Annotated in this window: 16 protein-coding genes and 1 tRNA gene; 10 read left to right on the forward strand and 7 right to left on the reverse strand. The window is 71.1% G+C overall.

Features of this window, described 5'->3' with window-relative positions:
- Positions 1–44: 44 nt before the first annotated feature.
- Together ACIQLK_RS04960 and ACIQLK_RS04965 are read left to right on the forward strand one after the other, a co-directional pair.
- Entirely contained in the window at positions 45–593 is a 549-nt protein-coding gene (locus ACIQLK_RS04960) for a hypothetical protein (protein WP_400363186.1), read from the forward strand.
- 178 nt (positions 594–771) lie between these two features.
- Entirely contained in the window at positions 772–1,614 is an 843-nt protein-coding gene (locus ACIQLK_RS04965; protein WP_400363187.1) for a sulfurtransferase, read from the forward strand.
- Here ACIQLK_RS04965 and ACIQLK_RS04970 read toward each other — a convergent pair.
- Entirely contained in the window at positions 1,605–2,855 is a 1,251-nt protein-coding gene (locus tag ACIQLK_RS04970) for an NAD(P)/FAD-dependent oxidoreductase (RefSeq protein ID WP_400363188.1), read from the reverse strand. The two genes, ACIQLK_RS04965 and ACIQLK_RS04970, sit on opposite strands and share 10 nt — an antisense overlap.
- A gap of 52 nt (positions 2,856–2,907) precedes the next feature.
- Between ACIQLK_RS04970 and ACIQLK_RS04975 the strand changes: the two genes are divergently transcribed.
- From ACIQLK_RS04975 to ACIQLK_RS04995, 5 genes are all read left to right on the forward strand, one after another.
- Positions 2,908–3,942: a zinc-binding dehydrogenase gene (locus ACIQLK_RS04975; protein WP_400363189.1), complete on the forward strand. Its 1,035-nt coding sequence runs from the start codon at positions 2,908–2,910 to the stop codon at positions 3,940–3,942.
- Positions 3,939–4,895 carry an aldose 1-epimerase family protein gene (locus tag ACIQLK_RS04980; RefSeq protein WP_400363190.1) on the forward strand — a complete coding sequence of 319 codons (957 nt, stop codon included), beginning with the start codon at positions 3,939–3,941 and terminating at the stop codon, positions 4,893–4,895. Before ACIQLK_RS04975 ends, ACIQLK_RS04980 begins: the two co-directional genes overlap by 4 nt.
- 25 nt (positions 4,896–4,920) lie before the next feature.
- Positions 4,921–6,396 carry a serine hydrolase domain-containing protein gene (locus ACIQLK_RS04985; protein ID WP_400363191.1) on the forward strand — a complete coding sequence of 492 codons (1,476 nt, stop codon included), beginning with the start codon at positions 4,921–4,923 and terminating at the stop codon, positions 6,394–6,396.
- Between the two features lie 49 nt (positions 6,397–6,445).
- Entirely contained in the window at positions 6,446–7,090 is a 645-nt protein-coding gene (locus tag ACIQLK_RS04990; RefSeq protein ID WP_400363192.1) for an asparagine synthase, read from the forward strand.
- Between the two features lie 64 nt (positions 7,091–7,154).
- Positions 7,155–7,227: transfer RNA gene (locus tag ACIQLK_RS04995), tRNA-Arg, on the forward strand.
- Between the two features lie 222 nt (positions 7,228–7,449).
- Here ACIQLK_RS04995 and ACIQLK_RS05000 read toward each other — a convergent pair.
- Genes ACIQLK_RS05000 through ACIQLK_RS05010 form a run of 3 tightly spaced genes read right to left on the reverse strand, consistent with a single transcriptional unit; the run spans position 7,450 to position 9,374 of the window.
- Positions 7,450–8,067 (reverse strand): hypothetical protein, encoded by a 618-nt coding sequence (locus ACIQLK_RS05000; protein WP_400363193.1) that lies wholly within the window; start codon positions 8,065–8,067, stop codon positions 7,450–7,452.
- Positions 8,064–8,723, reverse strand: a complete 660-nt coding sequence (locus tag ACIQLK_RS05005; RefSeq protein WP_400363194.1) for a ThuA domain-containing protein — start codon at positions 8,721–8,723, stop codon at positions 8,064–8,066. The genes ACIQLK_RS05000 and ACIQLK_RS05005 overlap by 4 nt, the downstream gene beginning before the upstream one ends.
- Positions 8,724–9,374 (reverse strand): DUF6584 family protein, encoded by a 651-nt coding sequence (locus ACIQLK_RS05010; protein ID WP_400363195.1) that lies wholly within the window; start codon positions 9,372–9,374, stop codon positions 8,724–8,726.
- A 94-nt stretch (positions 9,375–9,468) separates the two neighbouring features.
- Here ACIQLK_RS05010 and ACIQLK_RS05015 point away from each other — a divergent pair, with 94 nt between their 5' ends.
- Together ACIQLK_RS05015 and ACIQLK_RS05020 are read left to right on the forward strand one after the other, a co-directional pair.
- Entirely contained in the window at positions 9,469–9,891 is a 423-nt protein-coding gene (locus ACIQLK_RS05015; protein ID WP_020097976.1) for a MarR family winged helix-turn-helix transcriptional regulator, read from the forward strand.
- Between the two features lie 13 nt (positions 9,892–9,904).
- The gene (locus tag ACIQLK_RS05020) at positions 9,905–10,327 is read left to right on the forward strand and encodes an organic hydroperoxide resistance protein (protein ID WP_400363196.1); all 423 of its coding nucleotides are present in this window, start codon (positions 9,905–9,907) and stop codon (positions 10,325–10,327) included.
- A gap of 26 nt (positions 10,328–10,353) precedes the next feature.
- On the opposite strand, the gene ACIQLK_RS05025 is transcribed toward ACIQLK_RS05020, so the two are convergent.
- Both ACIQLK_RS05025 and ACIQLK_RS05030 read right to left on the reverse strand, forming a co-directional pair.
- Positions 10,354–11,784: a hypothetical protein gene (locus ACIQLK_RS05025; protein ID WP_400363197.1), complete on the reverse strand. Its 1,431-nt coding sequence runs from the start codon at positions 11,782–11,784 to the stop codon at positions 10,354–10,356.
- A 46-nt stretch (positions 11,785–11,830) separates the two neighbouring features.
- Complete coding sequence (locus ACIQLK_RS05030) at positions 11,831–13,882, reverse strand: prolyl oligopeptidase family protein (protein WP_400363198.1); 2,052 nt, start codon at positions 13,880–13,882, stop codon at positions 11,831–11,833.
- Positions 13,883–14,021: 139 nt separating this feature from the next.
- On the opposite strand from ACIQLK_RS05030, the gene ACIQLK_RS05035 reads away from it, so the two are divergent.
- A complete protein-coding gene (locus ACIQLK_RS05035) occupies positions 14,022–14,471 on the forward strand; it encodes an Hsp20/alpha crystallin family protein (protein ID WP_400363199.1) in 450 nt (149 codons plus the stop codon).
- Positions 14,472–14,541: 70 nt separating this feature from the next.
- Here the strand turns inward: ACIQLK_RS05035 and ACIQLK_RS05040 are convergent, their stop codons facing one another.
- Positions 14,542–14,970 (reverse strand): MarR family winged helix-turn-helix transcriptional regulator, encoded by a 429-nt coding sequence (locus ACIQLK_RS05040; protein WP_400363200.1) that lies wholly within the window; start codon positions 14,968–14,970, stop codon positions 14,542–14,544.
- Positions 14,971–15,095 lie beyond the last annotated feature (125 nt).

Raw genomic sequence — 15,095 nt, forward strand, 5'->3', positions numbered from 1 at the left:
CAACCCACCGTGCGAAAGCCGCACTCAAGGAAGGAAAACAGATCATGCGTACCAACCTGAAGCGGACCATCGTCCTCGGATCGACCGGCCTCGCGGCCGTCGCCCTCACCGCGGGATTCGCCCTTCCGGCGAACGCTGCGCAGAGCGAGGACACCACCACCAACACCACGACGGCAGCCGAGGGGTTCACTGACTTCCTCGACGCGAACGACACGCTCGCGGCGTCCGTCTCGTCGCTGCTCGACAGCCAGCTGATCGGCGACGTGTCGACCGGCGACCTGTCCGTCGGCGACATCGGCTCGGGCAACGACGCGCCGATCGGCTCCGGCAACAGCGTCGACGCACCGATCGGCTCCGGCAACGACACCTCGGTCGACGCCCCCGTCGGCTCGGGCAACGAGGTCGGCAACGGCAACGACGTCGGTTCGGGCAACGACACGAACGTCTCGCCGAACACGGACGTCGCTCCCCAGACCGACGTCTCGTCGAAGACCGGCGACCTCGTGAAGGACATCACGAGCGACGTCGACAGCACCGTCGGCGACGTGTCCTCGAGCGTCAACGACCTGGTCGACGGCGTCCTGGGCCGCTGATCGTCCGCATGCGGTGACCCCGCACCCCTGACTCATGCCGGGGCCCCGCTATCGGGGTCCCGGCATCGTCTTGTCCCCGAGACGTCGCAGATGGCCGCCGCGGGTGACAGGGACCGACCATCCGCGACGGCTCGGGGCACCGGAGCGCGGGCACCCGCCGCCGACGTAGGGTCGGGGCATGACGCGTGCGCGACTGATCACCCCCGCCGAGCTCGACGACCTGATCCGGGATGCCGGTCCGCTCACGGTCCTCGATGTCCGATGGCGTCTCGACGAGCCCGACGGCCGCGCGGACTACGAGGCGGGTCACATCCCGACGGCCGTCTACGTCAGTCTCGACGACGAACTGGCCGCCCACGGCGGACCGGAGGACGGGCGGCATCCGCTTCCCGAGATCGCCGACCTGCAGACGGCGGCGAGGCGCTGGGGGATCGACAGGGGCGACACCGTCGTCGTCTACGACGACTGGCAGACGTTCGGTGCCGCTCGTGCCTGGTGGGTTCTGGTGGATGCCGGTGTCTCCGACGTCCGCGTCCTCGACGGCGGTCTGCAGGCCTGGCGCGATGCCGGTCTGCCGCTCGAGTCGGGCCCGGTGCACGCCGCGCGCGGCGACGTCGCCCTCACGCCCAGCCACCTGGCCCGCCTCAGCATCGACGAGGCCGCGGAGCTGCCGACCACCGGCATCCTGTTCGACGTGCGTGCACCGGAGCGCTACCGCGGCGACGTCGAGCCGATGGACCCGCGCGCCGGTCACATCCCCGGCGCGGTGAACGCCCCCACCGGCGGCAACGTCGACGAGCACGGGCGGTTCCGCTCGCCGGAGGAACTGCGCGCGCGCTACGAGACGCTCGGGGTCACCGACGACACGACCGTCGGCGTGAGCTGCGGCTCGGGGGTGTCGGCCGCGCAGGCGGCGTTAGCGCTGAGCCTCGCGGGCATCGACGCGGCTCTCTACGGCGGCTCGTGGAGTCAGTGGTCGAATCACGCCGACCGCCCGGTCGCGACCGGCGATCAGCCCTGACCGAGCACCGCGGCTGCCGCGCGCTCACCTGACACGAGCGCCCCGGCGATCGACGGCGTCTCGCGGTGATCGCCCGCGACGACGACGCGCTCCGACAGTCTGACCGGCGACGGATGCCGCATGGGCGGCCCCAGCGCGGGCAGCGCGTGCGGGATGTCGTCGCGTCGCGCGAGCTCCCACGCCGCCGCCTCGCCGCCCCACATCCGCGCGAGTTGCGCGCGCACGGCCGCCTCGTCGGCGCCATCCCGCAGCAGGCAGCTCGCCGCCACGAGATGTCGGCCCGACGGCGCATATCCCGGAGCGGTCCGCGAGATCACCACGCTGTTCACGATGGGGCCCGAGCGCTCGCCGTCGACGGCGAGCAGAGCGGATGCCGGGGCCCCGGCATCCGCCCCGAACCACCATGTCTGCAGCCCGCGCATCGCGGGCGCCGGCGCGTCGATCAGCCCGGCCACGGCCTCGCCGCCGACCGCGACGACCACCTCGCGGGCCGAGACGGCGTCTCCGCCGGCCACGCCGATCTCGACGCGGTCTGCGCGGACGTCGATGCCGCGCACCGGTTGCGACAGGCGGATGTCCGCCCCCGCAGAACGTGCGAGTGCCGCCAGCCGTTGCGGCAGCGCCGCGATCCCGTCCGCCGGGACTCCCGGCCGGCCGAGGGCGAACAGCCGTGCGAGCAGCGTCGCGTACACAGCGGAGGTACCGGCGCCGTCGTCGGCCAGCACCCCGGTGAGGAACGGCTCGAGCACCGACCGGCGCAGGGGCCCCCTGAGCCGGGCGCGGTCCCACGCCTCGTGCAGCGTCGCATCCGGTCCGTTCGCGACGGATGCCGGACGGACGAGCGCGGGCAGCAGCCACCGCGCCGCGCCCGCGGCATCCGCGGGCGATACGAGACCTGACAGGGCGCCCGCGAGGGTGGCAGGGAGCATCCCCGGGTGCCGCACAGGATGCGCGAGGACATCCGAGCGCGCACCGCGCACGACCCGGACGCCGACGGGGAACGGCCGCAGGTCGAGGTCGGCGAGGTCCACCGCCCGCGCCAGTGCGTCATAGCGCGGGTTCAGCACCTGGAACCCGCGATCGAGACGGAACCCGTCGACGACGTCGGTCCGCTGCCGCCCGCCGACCTCGTCCTGCGCCTCGACCACGACGACGTCGCGTCCCGCGCGGGCGAGCAGGGTCGCGGCGCGCAGCCCGGCGAGGCCCGCACCGACGATCGCGACATCGTGGACAGCGGTCATGGCGACAGACTCGCACAGCGCACGGACGCGGCATCCGTAGTTGAATCGAAGGATGCGAGCTGCTTACATGTACGGCCCCGGCGACGTTCGCGTGGTCGACGCACCCGAACCCCGGATCGAACAGCCCACCGACGCGGTGCTCCGCACCGTCGTGGCGTGCGTGTGCGGCAGCGACCTGCACCCGTACCACTCGATGAAGCCCAGCGACGAGGGCCGTTCGATGGGGCACGAGATGATCGGTGTCGTCGAGGAGGTCGGCGCGGACGTCCGCACCGTCAAGCCCGGAGACGTCGTCATCGTTCCGTTCGTCTTCTCGTGCGGCGAGTGCGAGTTCTGCCGTGCGGGCCTCCAGACCTCGTGCGTGAATGCGGGGACCACGAAGCCCACGGGCGCCGGCGGCGCGCAGGCCGAACGCCGCCGCGCCCCCTTCGCCGACGGCACGCTGTACCGCGTGGACGTCGCCGAAGACGACGAGCGGATGCCGGGACTCCTCACCCTGAGCGACGTGTACGGCACGGGCTGGCACGCCGCCGTGACCGGCGGCGCTGCGGCCGGCAAGGACGTGGTGGTCATCGGTGACGGCGCGGTGGGCCTGCTCGCCGTCCTGTCGGCGCGACAGCTCGGCGCGGAGCGCATCATCCTGATGGGGCGCCACGAGGCGCGCACCGACCTCGGCCGCCGATACGGCGCGACGGACGTCGTCGCGGAGCGGGGCGACGAGGGCGTCGCCGCCGTCCGCGACCTCACCGGCGGGTTCGGCGCGCACGTCGTCATCGACGCCGTCGGCCACCTCCCGGCCTACGAGCAGGCCCTCGGTGCGGTCCGCCCGGGCGGCACGATGTCGCGCGTCGGCGCTCCGCAGTACACCGACGCTCCGCTCCAGCGGAAGCAGTTCGAGAAAAACGTCACCGTCACGGGCGGCGTGGCTCCCGTCCGCGCGTGCATCGACCGTCTCCTGCCGGGCGTGCTCGACGGTACAGTCGACCCCGGGGCCGTCTTCGATCGCGAGCTGGGCCTCGGCGAGGCCGCCGACGGCTACCGCCTGATGGATGACCGCGCCGCCCTGAAAGTGATGCTCCGCCCGTGACCTCAGCCCCCGCCCCGCTCTCGGGCGTCCAGTTCGCGCTGCGCTCCGGCGCGTACGACGCCATCATCGCCTCGGTGGGGGCGACGCTGCGCGAGCTGCGCCACGACGGGCGCGACCTCGTCGTCCCGTTCGAGGCCGATCAGGTGCGTCCCGACTACCGCGGAGCGACCCTCGCCCCGTGGCCCAACCGCATCGTCGACGGCACCTACGCCTTCGACGGCGAGGAGTTGGTCACCGCGCTCACCGAGCCGAACCGGTCGCACGCGCTCCACGGACTCGTCGCGTGGCTCGAATTCGCCGAGGTCGAGCGCTCCGACGACAGTGTGACGCTCGCCGCGGTCATCGAGCCCCAGACCGGGTACCCGTGGCGGGTCCGCGTCGAGACGACGTACGTGCTCGCCGCCGACGGCCTGACCCAGACCGTCCGGGCGCGCAACCTCGGCACCAGGCCGGCGCCCTTCGGCACCGGTCCTCACCCCTACGTCGTCGCCGGCCCCGCGCCGCTGGATGAATGGACGCTCGCGCTGCCCGCGGCATCCGTCCTCGAGGTCACCCCCGACCGGCTCAGTCCCGTCGCCGTGCACGCGGTCACCGACTACGAGCCCGACCGCTTCGACCGACGCGCGCCGCGGGTCCTCGGCGACGTCGAGCTCGACCACGCGTTCACCGGGATCGAGACGGATGCCGACGGCACCGCCACGGTCCGCGTCACCGACCCGTCGGGTGTCGGCGTCGCGGTCACCTGGGGCGCCGAGTGCCCGTGGGTGCAGGTGCACACCGCCGACAAGCCGTCCGGAGCAGCTCACCCGGGCCACCGGAAGGGCCTCGCCGTCGAGCCGATGACGTGCGCGCCCGACGCCTTCAACGCGGGCGCCTACGACTACGACGCGGGACTGCTCGTGCTGTCGCCCGGCGCGACGTTCGCGGCATCCTGGCGCATCTCGGCCCTCTGATAGCGGCCGTCCCTAGGATGGCGGCATGACGCCGACGTCCTCCTCCCTGCCCCGGTCCACTCCGTCAGCGCAGGGGGTGGATGCCGCCGGTGTCGACCGCCTGATCGACGCCATCGGGCAGACCGACACCGAGATGCACAGCCTGATGGTGCTGCGCCACGGACACGTCATCGCCGAGGGCTGGTGGGCGCCGTTCGCCCCCGACCTGAAGCACCTCGTCTACTCGCTGTCGAAGACGTTCACCTCAGCCGCGGCGGGTCTGGCGATCTCGGAGGGGCGTTTCGGGCTGGACGACGTCATGGTCGATCACTTCCCCGAGCTCGTCCCCGACGACCTCGACGAGAAGTACCGCCGATACCTCGTACGGCACGCGCTGACGATGGCGAGCGGCCACGAGTCCGAGGCGCTCGACCGTGCGGCGGCCGCCTCGCGCGCGGTCGGCGGCGACGTGCTGGGCGGGTTCTTCCGCGTCGCGCCCGACCGCGAGCCCGGCGCGGTCTTCGCCTACAGCCAGCCGACCATCTACGGCGTCGGGCGCCTGGTCGCGAAGACGACCGGCGGCACGATCCTCGACTACCTGCGCCCGCGGCTGCTCGAGCCCCTCGGCATCGATGAGGCGCAGTGGATGATGATCGGCGATGTCGAGATGGGCTTCAGCGGCATCCATGTCTTCACCGAATCCCTCGCCAAGACCGGTCAGCTCATGCTCGACGGCGGCCGCTGGCGGGGCGAGCAGATCCTCGACCACAAGTGGGTCGCTGCGGCGACTTCCAAGCAGATGGACAACGACACCGCCCACCGCGGTCCCGGAGCCCCCGACCCGATCGATTGGCAGCAGGGGTACGGCTTCCAGTACTGGATGAACCGGCACGGGTTCCGCGGCGACGGCGCGTACGGGCAGTTCATCATCGTGTGGCCCGAGGAGGACGCCGTGATCATCACGACGGCCGAGACCATCGACATGCAGACCCTGCTGAGCCTCATCACCGACCACCTGCGTCCCGCGATGGCGGCGCCCGGAACGGCAGAAGCGGATGCCGCCCTCGCCGAGAAGCTGTCGTCGCTGGCCCTCCCTCTGCCGGACGACAGCGGCGCGGACTTCTCGGGCGTGTTCGACGTGGATGCGACCGTTTACCCTCCGGGACCGTTCACGAGCAACGGCCCCGTGCCGGGTGCCGAGCGCGTCGAGGTGACCGGGACCGACCGCGGCTGGAACATCCGCTTCACGGGCCGCGGCGTCGACGTCACGCTGCCCGTCGGGCGCAGGGAGTGGGCCGCAGGGGAGTGGCCCGCACCCGCCGAGGGCCTCGACGAGGTGCCGTTCCGATCCGTCGCCGGCGTGGGGGAGGACGGTGCGTGGCACGCACGTCTGCGCATGATCCAGACGCCGCACACCCTGCACGTCGACATCGCTCCCGGCGGCAGGACGTCGCTCGCATGGCGGTTCCCGCCGCTGCGCGGTGACGGTCCGGTCGGTCACGCGCTGCCGTCGCTCGGCTGACCGGCATCCGACACCCCTGTCTCGGTAGACTGTGAGTCGAGGGGTGAGCGTGACGGACAACGAACGGGTCAAGACCCGAGAGGTCGTCGCCGAGGGGCTCTACATCGCGTCCGCGGCGACACGTTTGGCGTTGAAGAACCGCATCCTGGTCGACATCCTCGTCGACGGCGACGACTTCGATTCGGACCGCTTCCTCGGTGATGCCCGCGACATCCTGATCTCGCTCGCCGAAGAAGCAGAAGCGGATGCCGCCCGCACCGAGCGCGAGCGCAAGGCCGCCCGCAACCGGTACTCCGACTCGAGCGGCACGCACGACTACCGCAGTCGCGATGTCCGCAACCTGCGCCGACGCCGCAAGCAGTCGCTTCACGTCGCGAAGGAGCTGCGCGCCCGGTCGGAGGACCAGGAGGAGCTGCGCAAGCTCATCGCCGATGCGCGCGATGCCGCCTGGGCCGAGGTGTCGAAGAACATCGACCGCTCGCTGCGGATCGCCGCCGCCCGTCCCGACCTGGACGCCGACTACGAGCGGATGCGGGTGGCCCGCATGCAGGCGCTGCGCCTCGTCGATCTGCCGAAGCTTCGTGCCCACCGCCGGAGCGTCGCGAAGCAGCAGGCGCTCCGCGACGGCGGCGTCGAACCCGAGCCCATCCTCGAGTCCGACCCCGCCGGAATCGACCCGGGCGAGCTGGAGTAGCGGCTCGATTTCGGATTGGGGCCAGTCGTGAAGTATGCTGTTCCTCGGCCCGGAAACAGGCCATGCGCCCGTAGCTCAATGGATAGAGCATCTGACTACGGATCAGAAGGTTAGGGGTTCGAGTCCCTTCGGGCGCACACTGTGTTGAGACAGTCTGAGAACGGCCCCGCTTCGGCGGGGCTTTTCTTGTCTTCCGGACTGCGCCCGCCGTTCGTTCTGCCTCGGCTGTCAGGTGCGGCATCCATCGCCAATGCCCATGCCACAGACGGATCAGCTCGATCGCGAGCTCCGGAGGGTGAGCATGCAACCGTGCGCTCGGTCGGGGCTGGCGCGCGTCGGTCGGACCGTGACTCCGCGACCTAGTGCCCTCCTAAGCCCTCGAGGCAGCCACCGTCCATGATGGGGCCGCCGACATCGACGTTGACGCCGTCCGGTCCGACCGCACCGAAGAGGCATGCGGTGAACTCCTGGCTCCTGGGGGAACCGACGGTCACTCCGAAACCTACGTTCCCCAGATCCCCGAGCGTCTCAATGGATCGGGCGGGGAACCCTTCGTCGAGAAAGACTTGTCGAACTGACTCCGCGGTGACTGTGCCGGAGTTTCGCAGATCGGTAAGGCCGCGCGTCACCGATTCGACGTACGCGCCTCCCGCGGTGTCAGCGTCATTCGAGATCGCGACGCGATCACGCCAGCGCTGGTTGTCCGCCATGTTCTGCTCGGGGTCGTAGACGACGCAACCCTCGGGCGGCGGCTCCCCATGTGGGTTCTCGGCGATCGCGCACGCCGACTCTCGAGGGGAAGGGGCTGCGCCCGGCGCAGGCAGATGAGAGGCGCAACCAGGCAACGCGACCACGGCGAGCACTGTCAACGCGGCGAAAGCGGTGAGCGCTCGCCGGTCGCTGCCGGACCTGACGGGAGACGTCGCCGATTCGTCCTCTCTGAGTACCGATACTCCGATTACGGGCCGCTGCTTCACGCGTATGATCTCTCGTTCTCCACCCGTCGGGCGAGCAGCCAGCGGGTGAGTCGGCGTACGAGCTCCGATGCGAGCGGCGACGCGTAGGCCTCCGCGTCGTGGCCGAGCGCGCTGTACGCGGCGCGGCATCCGTCGTTCTCGTGCGTCCAGACGAGCGGATGCGCGACCCCGTCGGCGTCGTCGTGCACAAGCAGGACGTCGGCCCCGGGGGAGACCCTCAGTGCCGTGTACGCCTCGTCCACTGTGTTGAGGTCGGCCAGATCCGCCACAGATGCCGAGACGGCACGCACGCGCAGCGGGCCGCGCTCGGGGTGGAACGTCACGTCGCGCACCCAGCGCCCGCCGAGGCGCGCCTCCCACGCCGTGTGCTCCGGAAGCAGCGTTGCGGCGACGTGCAGGACGAGCAGCGGACCGCGGTATCCCGTGAGGATCTCGGCGAGGCGCGCGTCGAGCGGATGCGGCGCGGTGCCTCCGCCGGCGTTGATCACGAGCAGGTCCGTAGCGTCGATCCGCGCGGCGAGGTCGTCGAGCGTGTCGACGACCGTGACGTCACCCTCCTCGCGGAGCACCTGCGCGACGATCGCACTGGTTTCGGCGAACGGATGCCACGGGTCGGCGTAATCCGCTCCGCCCGAGAAGAGCAGTACTCGGTTCATTCAGGCCCCGCCGGTGAACAGGCTCACCAGACCCGCCGAGCCGAAGGTGAACAGCACCGCGGATACGACGCCTTTGAACGCGGCATTCTTACTCCGGTGTCGGAGGGCATCGGCGACAGTGAAGCAGGCGAAAGCGACGGCCCACGCCAGCGCGACCAGGCGCGACCCCAGATGAGCGATGAACGGCGCGGCCGGTGCCCAGAAGATCACGGCCGCGAATGTCGCGACGAGCGTGATGACGATCAGCGCACCGAAAACGAACATCGCGGTACCGCCCCGCGTCTCCCACGCCTCGGCGGGCGTGCGTCGCGCCCTGCCGGCCGCGAGATCCGCGACGAAGCCGTCCGGCAGCGGCTGGCTGTCATCGAGGAGGCTGAGGCGCCGGACGCGCGCCTCGTCGGCTCCCTGCGCGATCGCCCAGCGCAGGTAGGCGGACACCTCGTCGGGGTCCGCGTCGGGCGCGGCGACGGAGTATCGACCGGCCTGCTCGCGCGCTCCGCCGGCGCGGTAGAGCACCACCAGCGCGGTTCTCAGGTCGGCGTCGTGAGGGTCGCGTTCGAGGGCGGACCGCAACGGCCGGGCAGCGCGTCCGGTGCCGACGACCGCCGCCCGGTCGAATGCGTCGGCCATCGCGGCATCCGTCGTCCCCATTACCTCAGTATGGCCGCGACCGTCGTTCACCCTCAGTTAAGTTGTGCACAACTCGATTGCGTGCAACCATATCGGTATGAGAGCGACCGATCAGATGGTGTGCTTCGGGGTGTACTCGGCCAGCCACGCCTTCGGGCAGGCGTATCGGCGCGTGCTCGCGCCGTGGAAGCTGACGTACCCGCAGTACCTCGTCATCGTCGCTCTCGGCGATCAGGAGCCCCGGTCGGTCAAGGAGTTGGGCGCAGAGCTCTTCCTCGACTCGGGCACACTGTCGCCGCTCATCCGCCGCCTCGAAGCGCGCGGCATCGTCTCCCGTTCGCGCAGCCCTCACGACGACCGTGTCGTCGAGGTCTCGCTGACGGACGACGGCCGTGCGCTCCGCTCGGAGCTCTCCGTCGTCGGCGCGGAGATCGCGCGCTGCACCGGACTGGACGAAGAGAAGGCGCGGATGCTGCTCGACGTGGTCCACGACCTGAACCGCGTCATGCGTACCACCGACGAGGCGATCGCCTCCTGACCCGAAGGACATCATGGAAGCTCTCTACACCGCAGAAGCACTCGCGACCGGAGGCGGCCGCAACGGCCACGTCCGCTCCCTGGACGGCCTCGTCGACACCGACGTCCGCGTCCCCAAGGAGATGGGCGGCGCCGGTGGCGCTCCGAACCCCGAGGTGTTCTTCGCCGCCGGCTACGCCGCGTGCTTCCACAGCGCCCTGCAGTCCGTCGCCCGCGCTCAGAAGGTGACCCTCGAGGACACCAGCGTCGGCTCGCGCGTCAGCATCGGCGCCAACGGCGAGGGCGGCTTCGGTCTCGCCGTGCAGCTCGAGGTCGTCATCCCGAACCTGCCGCACGACCAGGCGCAGGCTCTCGCCGACGCCGCACACCAGGTGTGCCCCTACTCGAACGCCACGCGCGGCAACATCGAGGTCACGGTCACGGTCGTCGAGGACTGACCTCGGCCGGTCTCAGAGGGCCGCACTCAGACGACAGGGCTCACGCGCAGCCAGCGGAAACCGCAGGCGGGCAGCGTGAGCCCTTCGTCGATTCCGAGCTCCACGCCCTCGATCAGATCGAGTGCCGTCGGGGCGAATCCTGACAGCGTCTCCGCAGGGACGTGCGCCGGCTCGGACGACACGTTCGCGAGCACGAGCACGACGGTGTCGTCTCCGGGACGCTGATACCCGACGACGGATGCCGCGGGCACGCCGAAACCGATCAGGCGCGTCCCGTCGAACTCGGGCGTCGTGTGCCGGACGGCGATGAGCTTGGTGAGGTCGCGGTGGATGCGGCCGGCCGAGGTGGCGGCATCCGTCCTCTGCGCGTAGCGGTCGCGCGGCTTCTGACCGCGGTGCGTCCAGCGCGGGTCGTCTTGACGCTCCGGATCGTCGCGGAACGTGGGGTCGTTCAGCTGCCCGACCTCGTCGCCCAGCCACAGCATGGGAAGGCCCGGCACGCTCAGTGCGAGCGCGTGCGCGAGGACGACGCGCGCCTCGCCGAGCGGATCGCCGGCCTCGACCCCGGCGAGGGATGCGGTCGTCCCGGCCACGCCGCCGGCCGTCGGCAGGCCGCGGCCGAACGACGAGCCGTCCGTGTAGCGAGCGGTGAGCTCGGCGGCATCCGTCTGCCACACGACGGCATCCGCGTCCCGCACGGCGGCCACATCGATGCTGCCGGCGCGCGCCTCGAGAGCACGCTGCAGGGGCGCGGCGTCGCCGGTGGCGAGGGCGTGCCACAGCGGAGCGGAACCGGGGGATGCCGGGAGCACATCGACCCCCGGTGCACCGATCGCCAGCACGGCGGCGATGACGTCCACCGCGTCACGATGCGGGAGGAGGAAGACCTCGACGCCGCGCCCGGCGAGGAAGAGCAGGTCGTCGATCAGCCCCGCCAGATCGTCGCGCGCGGGGACGTCGACCGCGAGCGAGATGCCCGACAGTCGGAGCTGGGCCGCCAGGTCCGACAGGCGGTCGATCGAACCGAGGCCCGGGTCGCCGCGCCGCAGGTCGACGGTGCCGTCCTCGCGACGGGCGAACGGGGATTGCACGTGGAGCACGCTCGCACCCAGGTCGCGCAGGGCGGGGATCTCGTCGCGGAGGCCGGCCAGGTTCCCGGCGTACCTGTCGGCGTAGCAGGCGGCGCCGAGGGCGAATCGCGAACTCGTCCGGGCGGAGTTCGCGGCACGCTGCTCGCCGTGCACCTTGAGGTCGAGCGAGCGTCCGTTCGCCGCGACGACCGCCGCCGTCACGAGGTCGAGCTCATCCGCGGCCGTTCCGCGTCGGGCCAGCGCCGCGAGCAGCGTCGGGAGGTTCGCGCGGATCCGCTCCGCCGCCGCATCGTCGACGCGGACGCGATCGGCGACGGCCGACAGCGTCGCCGCGAGGTCATCCTCGGCGGCCCCGATGGTGCTCATGCGGTGGACCTCCCGCCCCCAGCGTAGAGGGCGGGCCGGCGCTGTCTCAGTCGGCGCGCGCCACCGTGCGGTCGAGGAACGCGTGGATCGTCGCGTGCAGCGCCGCGGTGGAGGCCGCGTCGATCGCTCCGGAGTGACCGCCCTCGATCGGCTCGAGGTAGTGCACTTCGGCATCCGTCTCGTCCGCCAACCGCGCCGCCATCTTGCGCGCCTGCACGGGGCCGACCCGGTCGTCGCTCGCGGCCGCGTAGATGAGGGATGCCGGGTACCGCCGCCCGGGCTCGATGAGGTGATACGGCGAGAAGGTCTTCACGAACTCCCACTCGGCCGGGTCGTCGGGGTCGCCGTACTCCGCGATCCAACTGGCACCGGCCGACAGCCGCGTGTACCGCCTCATGTCGAGAAGAGGCACGCCGCAGACGATCGCCCCGAAGTCGTCGGGATACTGGGTCAGCATGTTGCCGACGAGCAGGCCACCATTGCTGCGGCCGTGGCAGGCGATCCGGTCGGAGGTCGAGACGCCGCGGCGGACGAGGTCACGTGCGACGGCGGCGAAGTCCTCGTAGGCGCGATGGCGGTTCTCGCGCAGGGCGGCGAGGTGCCATTCGGGACCGAACTCGCCGCCGCCGCGGATGTTCGCGACGACGTAGACACGACCCTGCTCGAGCCAGGCGGGACCGACGATCGTCGGATACTCGGGCGTCAGCGCGTGCTCGAACCCGCCGTAGCCGTTCATGAGCACGGGAAGGGCGCCCGAGCGCTCGCGCGGACCGACCTCGAAGTACGGCACGCGGGTGCCGTCGGCCGACGTCGCCCAGTGCTGCTCGGCCACGAGGCCGGACGCATCGAAGGTGGCGCGACTGCGATCGACGACACGCGGTTCCGCACCCGGCTCGAGGACGAGCAGGGTCGGCGGCGTGAGGAAGCCGCGCGCGACCACCCACAGCTCGTCGTCCTCGTCGTCGTCGGCGGTCGCGATGTTCGCGCTGAAGAGGTCGGCGTCGCCCATTCCCAGGTCGATGTCGCTCCCGACGAGTGTGTCGGGGTCCAGCGACACGAGCCGGCTCTGCACCCGGTCGAGCACCGTCAGGACGAGCCGGTTCCGCGTCCAGGTCCACGTCTCGAGGACGGCGGTGTCGGTCGGGGCGAACGCGACGCGAAGGTCCGAGCCATCCCCCTCTGTGACGGTGTCGAGAGGTCCGATCAGCAGGGTGCCGGCGGGATGCGTCGTGTCGCCGATCTGCCACGGTGTCGTCGTGCGGACGGTGACGATCTCGCCGTGCACGTCGACGTTCGCGTCCTGAGGCACGGCGATGAGGCGCGGTTCGCCGCCGTCCCACACCCAGGCCTCCGAGTGGAAGAAGTCGTGGGCGATGATCACCATCGGGGTCGCCGTGCCGCCGGTGTGGTCGACGTGCGCGAACACGCCGACGTCCGACGCGACACCCGTGACGATGGGCGGCGCGTCCTCGAGCGACTCGCCGCGGCGCCATGCGCGGGCATTGATCGGGTAGCCCGAGTCGGTGACGCCGCCGCCGTGCAGGGCGGTCGCGACGAGCAGGGTGTCGCGGTCGATCCACGCGATCATCGTCTTCTCGGCGTCGAGAGCGAACGGGGTGTCGTCGACGAAGCGACGCGTCTCGAGGTCGAATTCGCGCACGACGGAGGCGTCGCCGCCGTCGGGGCTCAGCCGCACGAGGGCCCGGCCGCTGCCTGCCGGACCGTGGGCCGCGCCCGCGAACGCCCAAGCCGTGCCCTCCTCGCGGCCGAGAGCATCGATGTCGAGCAGGACCTCCCAGGCCGGGGTACCCGCCGTGAACGAGGCGCGCAAGGTGCGACGCCACAGGCCGCGGGGGTTCTCGGCATCCCGCCACAGGTCGTACATGAGATCGCCGTGCCGACTCGGGACGACGAGCCGATCGGGGTCCTGCAGGATGCCGGTCAGCCGGCTCTCGAGCGACGTCCGGGCGTTTCCGGCGAAGGCCGATTCGGTCTCGGCCGTCTGCTCGGCGGCCCACGCGCGGGCCTCGGATCCGTCGATGACCTCCAGCCAGAGGAAGGGATCGGCGGGCTCGGGGGCGATCTCAGGGGCGCTCATGCCGCCAGCCTACGGGGCGGTCCGCGGGGTGCGTTCGCCGTGCGAGAACCGTTGGCACTCGCATATCGAGAGTGCTAATCTGAACGTACTTGAGCCGCCGAGGCTCAACTTTGAGACCACATCACCGAAGGAGAGAATCATGGCGACCTACGACCCGTTCCGTGACCTCGACCGCATCGCGTCGACCCTCTTCGACACGCGCCGCGGCCCGCGACGGATGCCGATGGATCTGTACCGCGACGGCGACCACTACGTCCTCAACGCCGACCTTCCGGGCATCGACCCGGGCTCGGTCGACATCGACGTCGACGGCCAGCTGCTCACCATCCGCGCTGAGCGCACCGTGGGGGCGGCCGACGGAGTGAAGTGGATCACGCGCGAGCGCGAGACCGCGAGCTTCCTCCGCCAGCTCAACCTCGGCCAGGGAATTGACACCGAGGCGATCACCGCGACCTACAACAACGGCGTCTTGACCGTCACCATCCCGGTGAGCGAGAAGGCCAAGCCGCGCAAGGTCGAGGTCGTCGCCGAGGGTTCGGCCCCGACGATCGCCACCCGCGAGAGCGAGCCGCAGCCGATCGACCAGTGACCGGATCGCCGGTCCCGCAGTGACGAATCGCCCTGCATCCCGTGCCGGATGCGGGGCGATTCGTCTGCGGTCAGAACCCGCGCAGCCGGGCGGTGAGCTGTTCGAGCTGCGAGAGTTCGTCGTCGGTGAGCACCGACATCCGCTCGGCGATCGTGCGCCCGTGGATGGTCGCGACGCGCCGGAACGTCGAGGCGCCCTTGTCCGTCGCGCGCAGGATCGCGCCGCGTCCGTCCTGCGGGTCGGGGCACTTCGAGACGAGGCCGCGCGCGACCATCCGATCGACCAGGCGCGAGACGCTGGGCTGGCTGATCAGCATGTTGGCGGTCACGTCGCGCAGGCGCGCGGTGTGCTCGTCGCACCGGGTCACCGTGAGGAGGACGTCGTATTCGGCGCTCGAGAGCTCGTCGTCGTCGAAGTCCTGCGAGATCTCGGCCATGACCTCGTGCTGCGCGCGGAAGAGGCTCTCCCATGCGGCGATGGCGAGGCGTCGGTCGGTCATGGCGTCCACTGTATCGCCGCGTGCCTCCACGACGAGCGCGATCGGTCGCCTTGCGGTCACCCGCACGTCACGCGGTGTTTCCCCCTTCAGGAGAGCATTCTCATGGACCTGGTTGTCGCTATGTC

The sequence above is a fragment of the Microbacterium sp. NPDC091382 genome, from assembly GCF_044757025.1.
Classification (GTDB): Bacteria; Actinomycetota; Actinomycetes; order Actinomycetales; family Microbacteriaceae; genus Microbacterium.

Bases quoted from the DNA above. Each gene is read 5' to 3' on its own strand.
- ACIQLK_RS04960 (WP_400363186.1), top strand. From the start codon at position 45: ATGCGTACCAACCTGAAGCGGACCATCGTCCTCGGATCGACCGGCCTC.
- ACIQLK_RS04965 (WP_400363187.1), top strand. From the start codon at position 772: ATGACGCGTGCGCGACTGATCACCCCCGCCGAGCTCGACGACCTGATC.
- ACIQLK_RS04970 (WP_400363188.1), bottom strand. From the start codon at position 2,855: ATGACCGCTGTCCACGATGTCGCGATCGTCGGTGCGGGCCTCGCCGGG.
- ACIQLK_RS04975 (WP_400363189.1), top strand. From the start codon at position 2,908: ATGCGAGCTGCTTACATGTACGGCCCCGGCGACGTTCGCGTGGTCGAC.
- ACIQLK_RS04985 (WP_400363191.1), top strand. From the start codon at position 4,921: ATGACGCCGACGTCCTCCTCCCTGCCCCGGTCCACTCCGTCAGCGCAG.
- ACIQLK_RS05005 (WP_400363194.1), bottom strand. From the start codon at position 8,723: ATGAACCGAGTACTGCTCTTCTCGGGCGGAGCGGATTACGCCGACCCG.
- ACIQLK_RS05010 (WP_400363195.1), bottom strand. From the start codon at position 9,374: ATGGGGACGACGGATGCCGCGATGGCCGACGCATTCGACCGGGCGGCG.
- ACIQLK_RS05015 (WP_020097976.1), top strand. From the start codon at position 9,469: ATGGTGTGCTTCGGGGTGTACTCGGCCAGCCACGCCTTCGGGCAGGCG.
- ACIQLK_RS05020 (WP_400363196.1), top strand. From the start codon at position 9,905: ATGGAAGCTCTCTACACCGCAGAAGCACTCGCGACCGGAGGCGGCCGC.
- ACIQLK_RS05025 (WP_400363197.1), bottom strand. From the start codon at position 11,784: ATGAGCACCATCGGGGCCGCCGAGGATGACCTCGCGGCGACGCTGTCG.
- ACIQLK_RS05030 (WP_400363198.1), bottom strand. From the start codon at position 13,882: ATGAGCGCCCCTGAGATCGCCCCCGAGCCCGCCGATCCCTTCCTCTGG.
- ACIQLK_RS05035 (WP_400363199.1), top strand. From the start codon at position 14,022: ATGGCGACCTACGACCCGTTCCGTGACCTCGACCGCATCGCGTCGACC.
- ACIQLK_RS05040 (WP_400363200.1), bottom strand. From the start codon at position 14,970: ATGACCGACCGACGCCTCGCCATCGCCGCATGGGAGAGCCTCTTCCGC.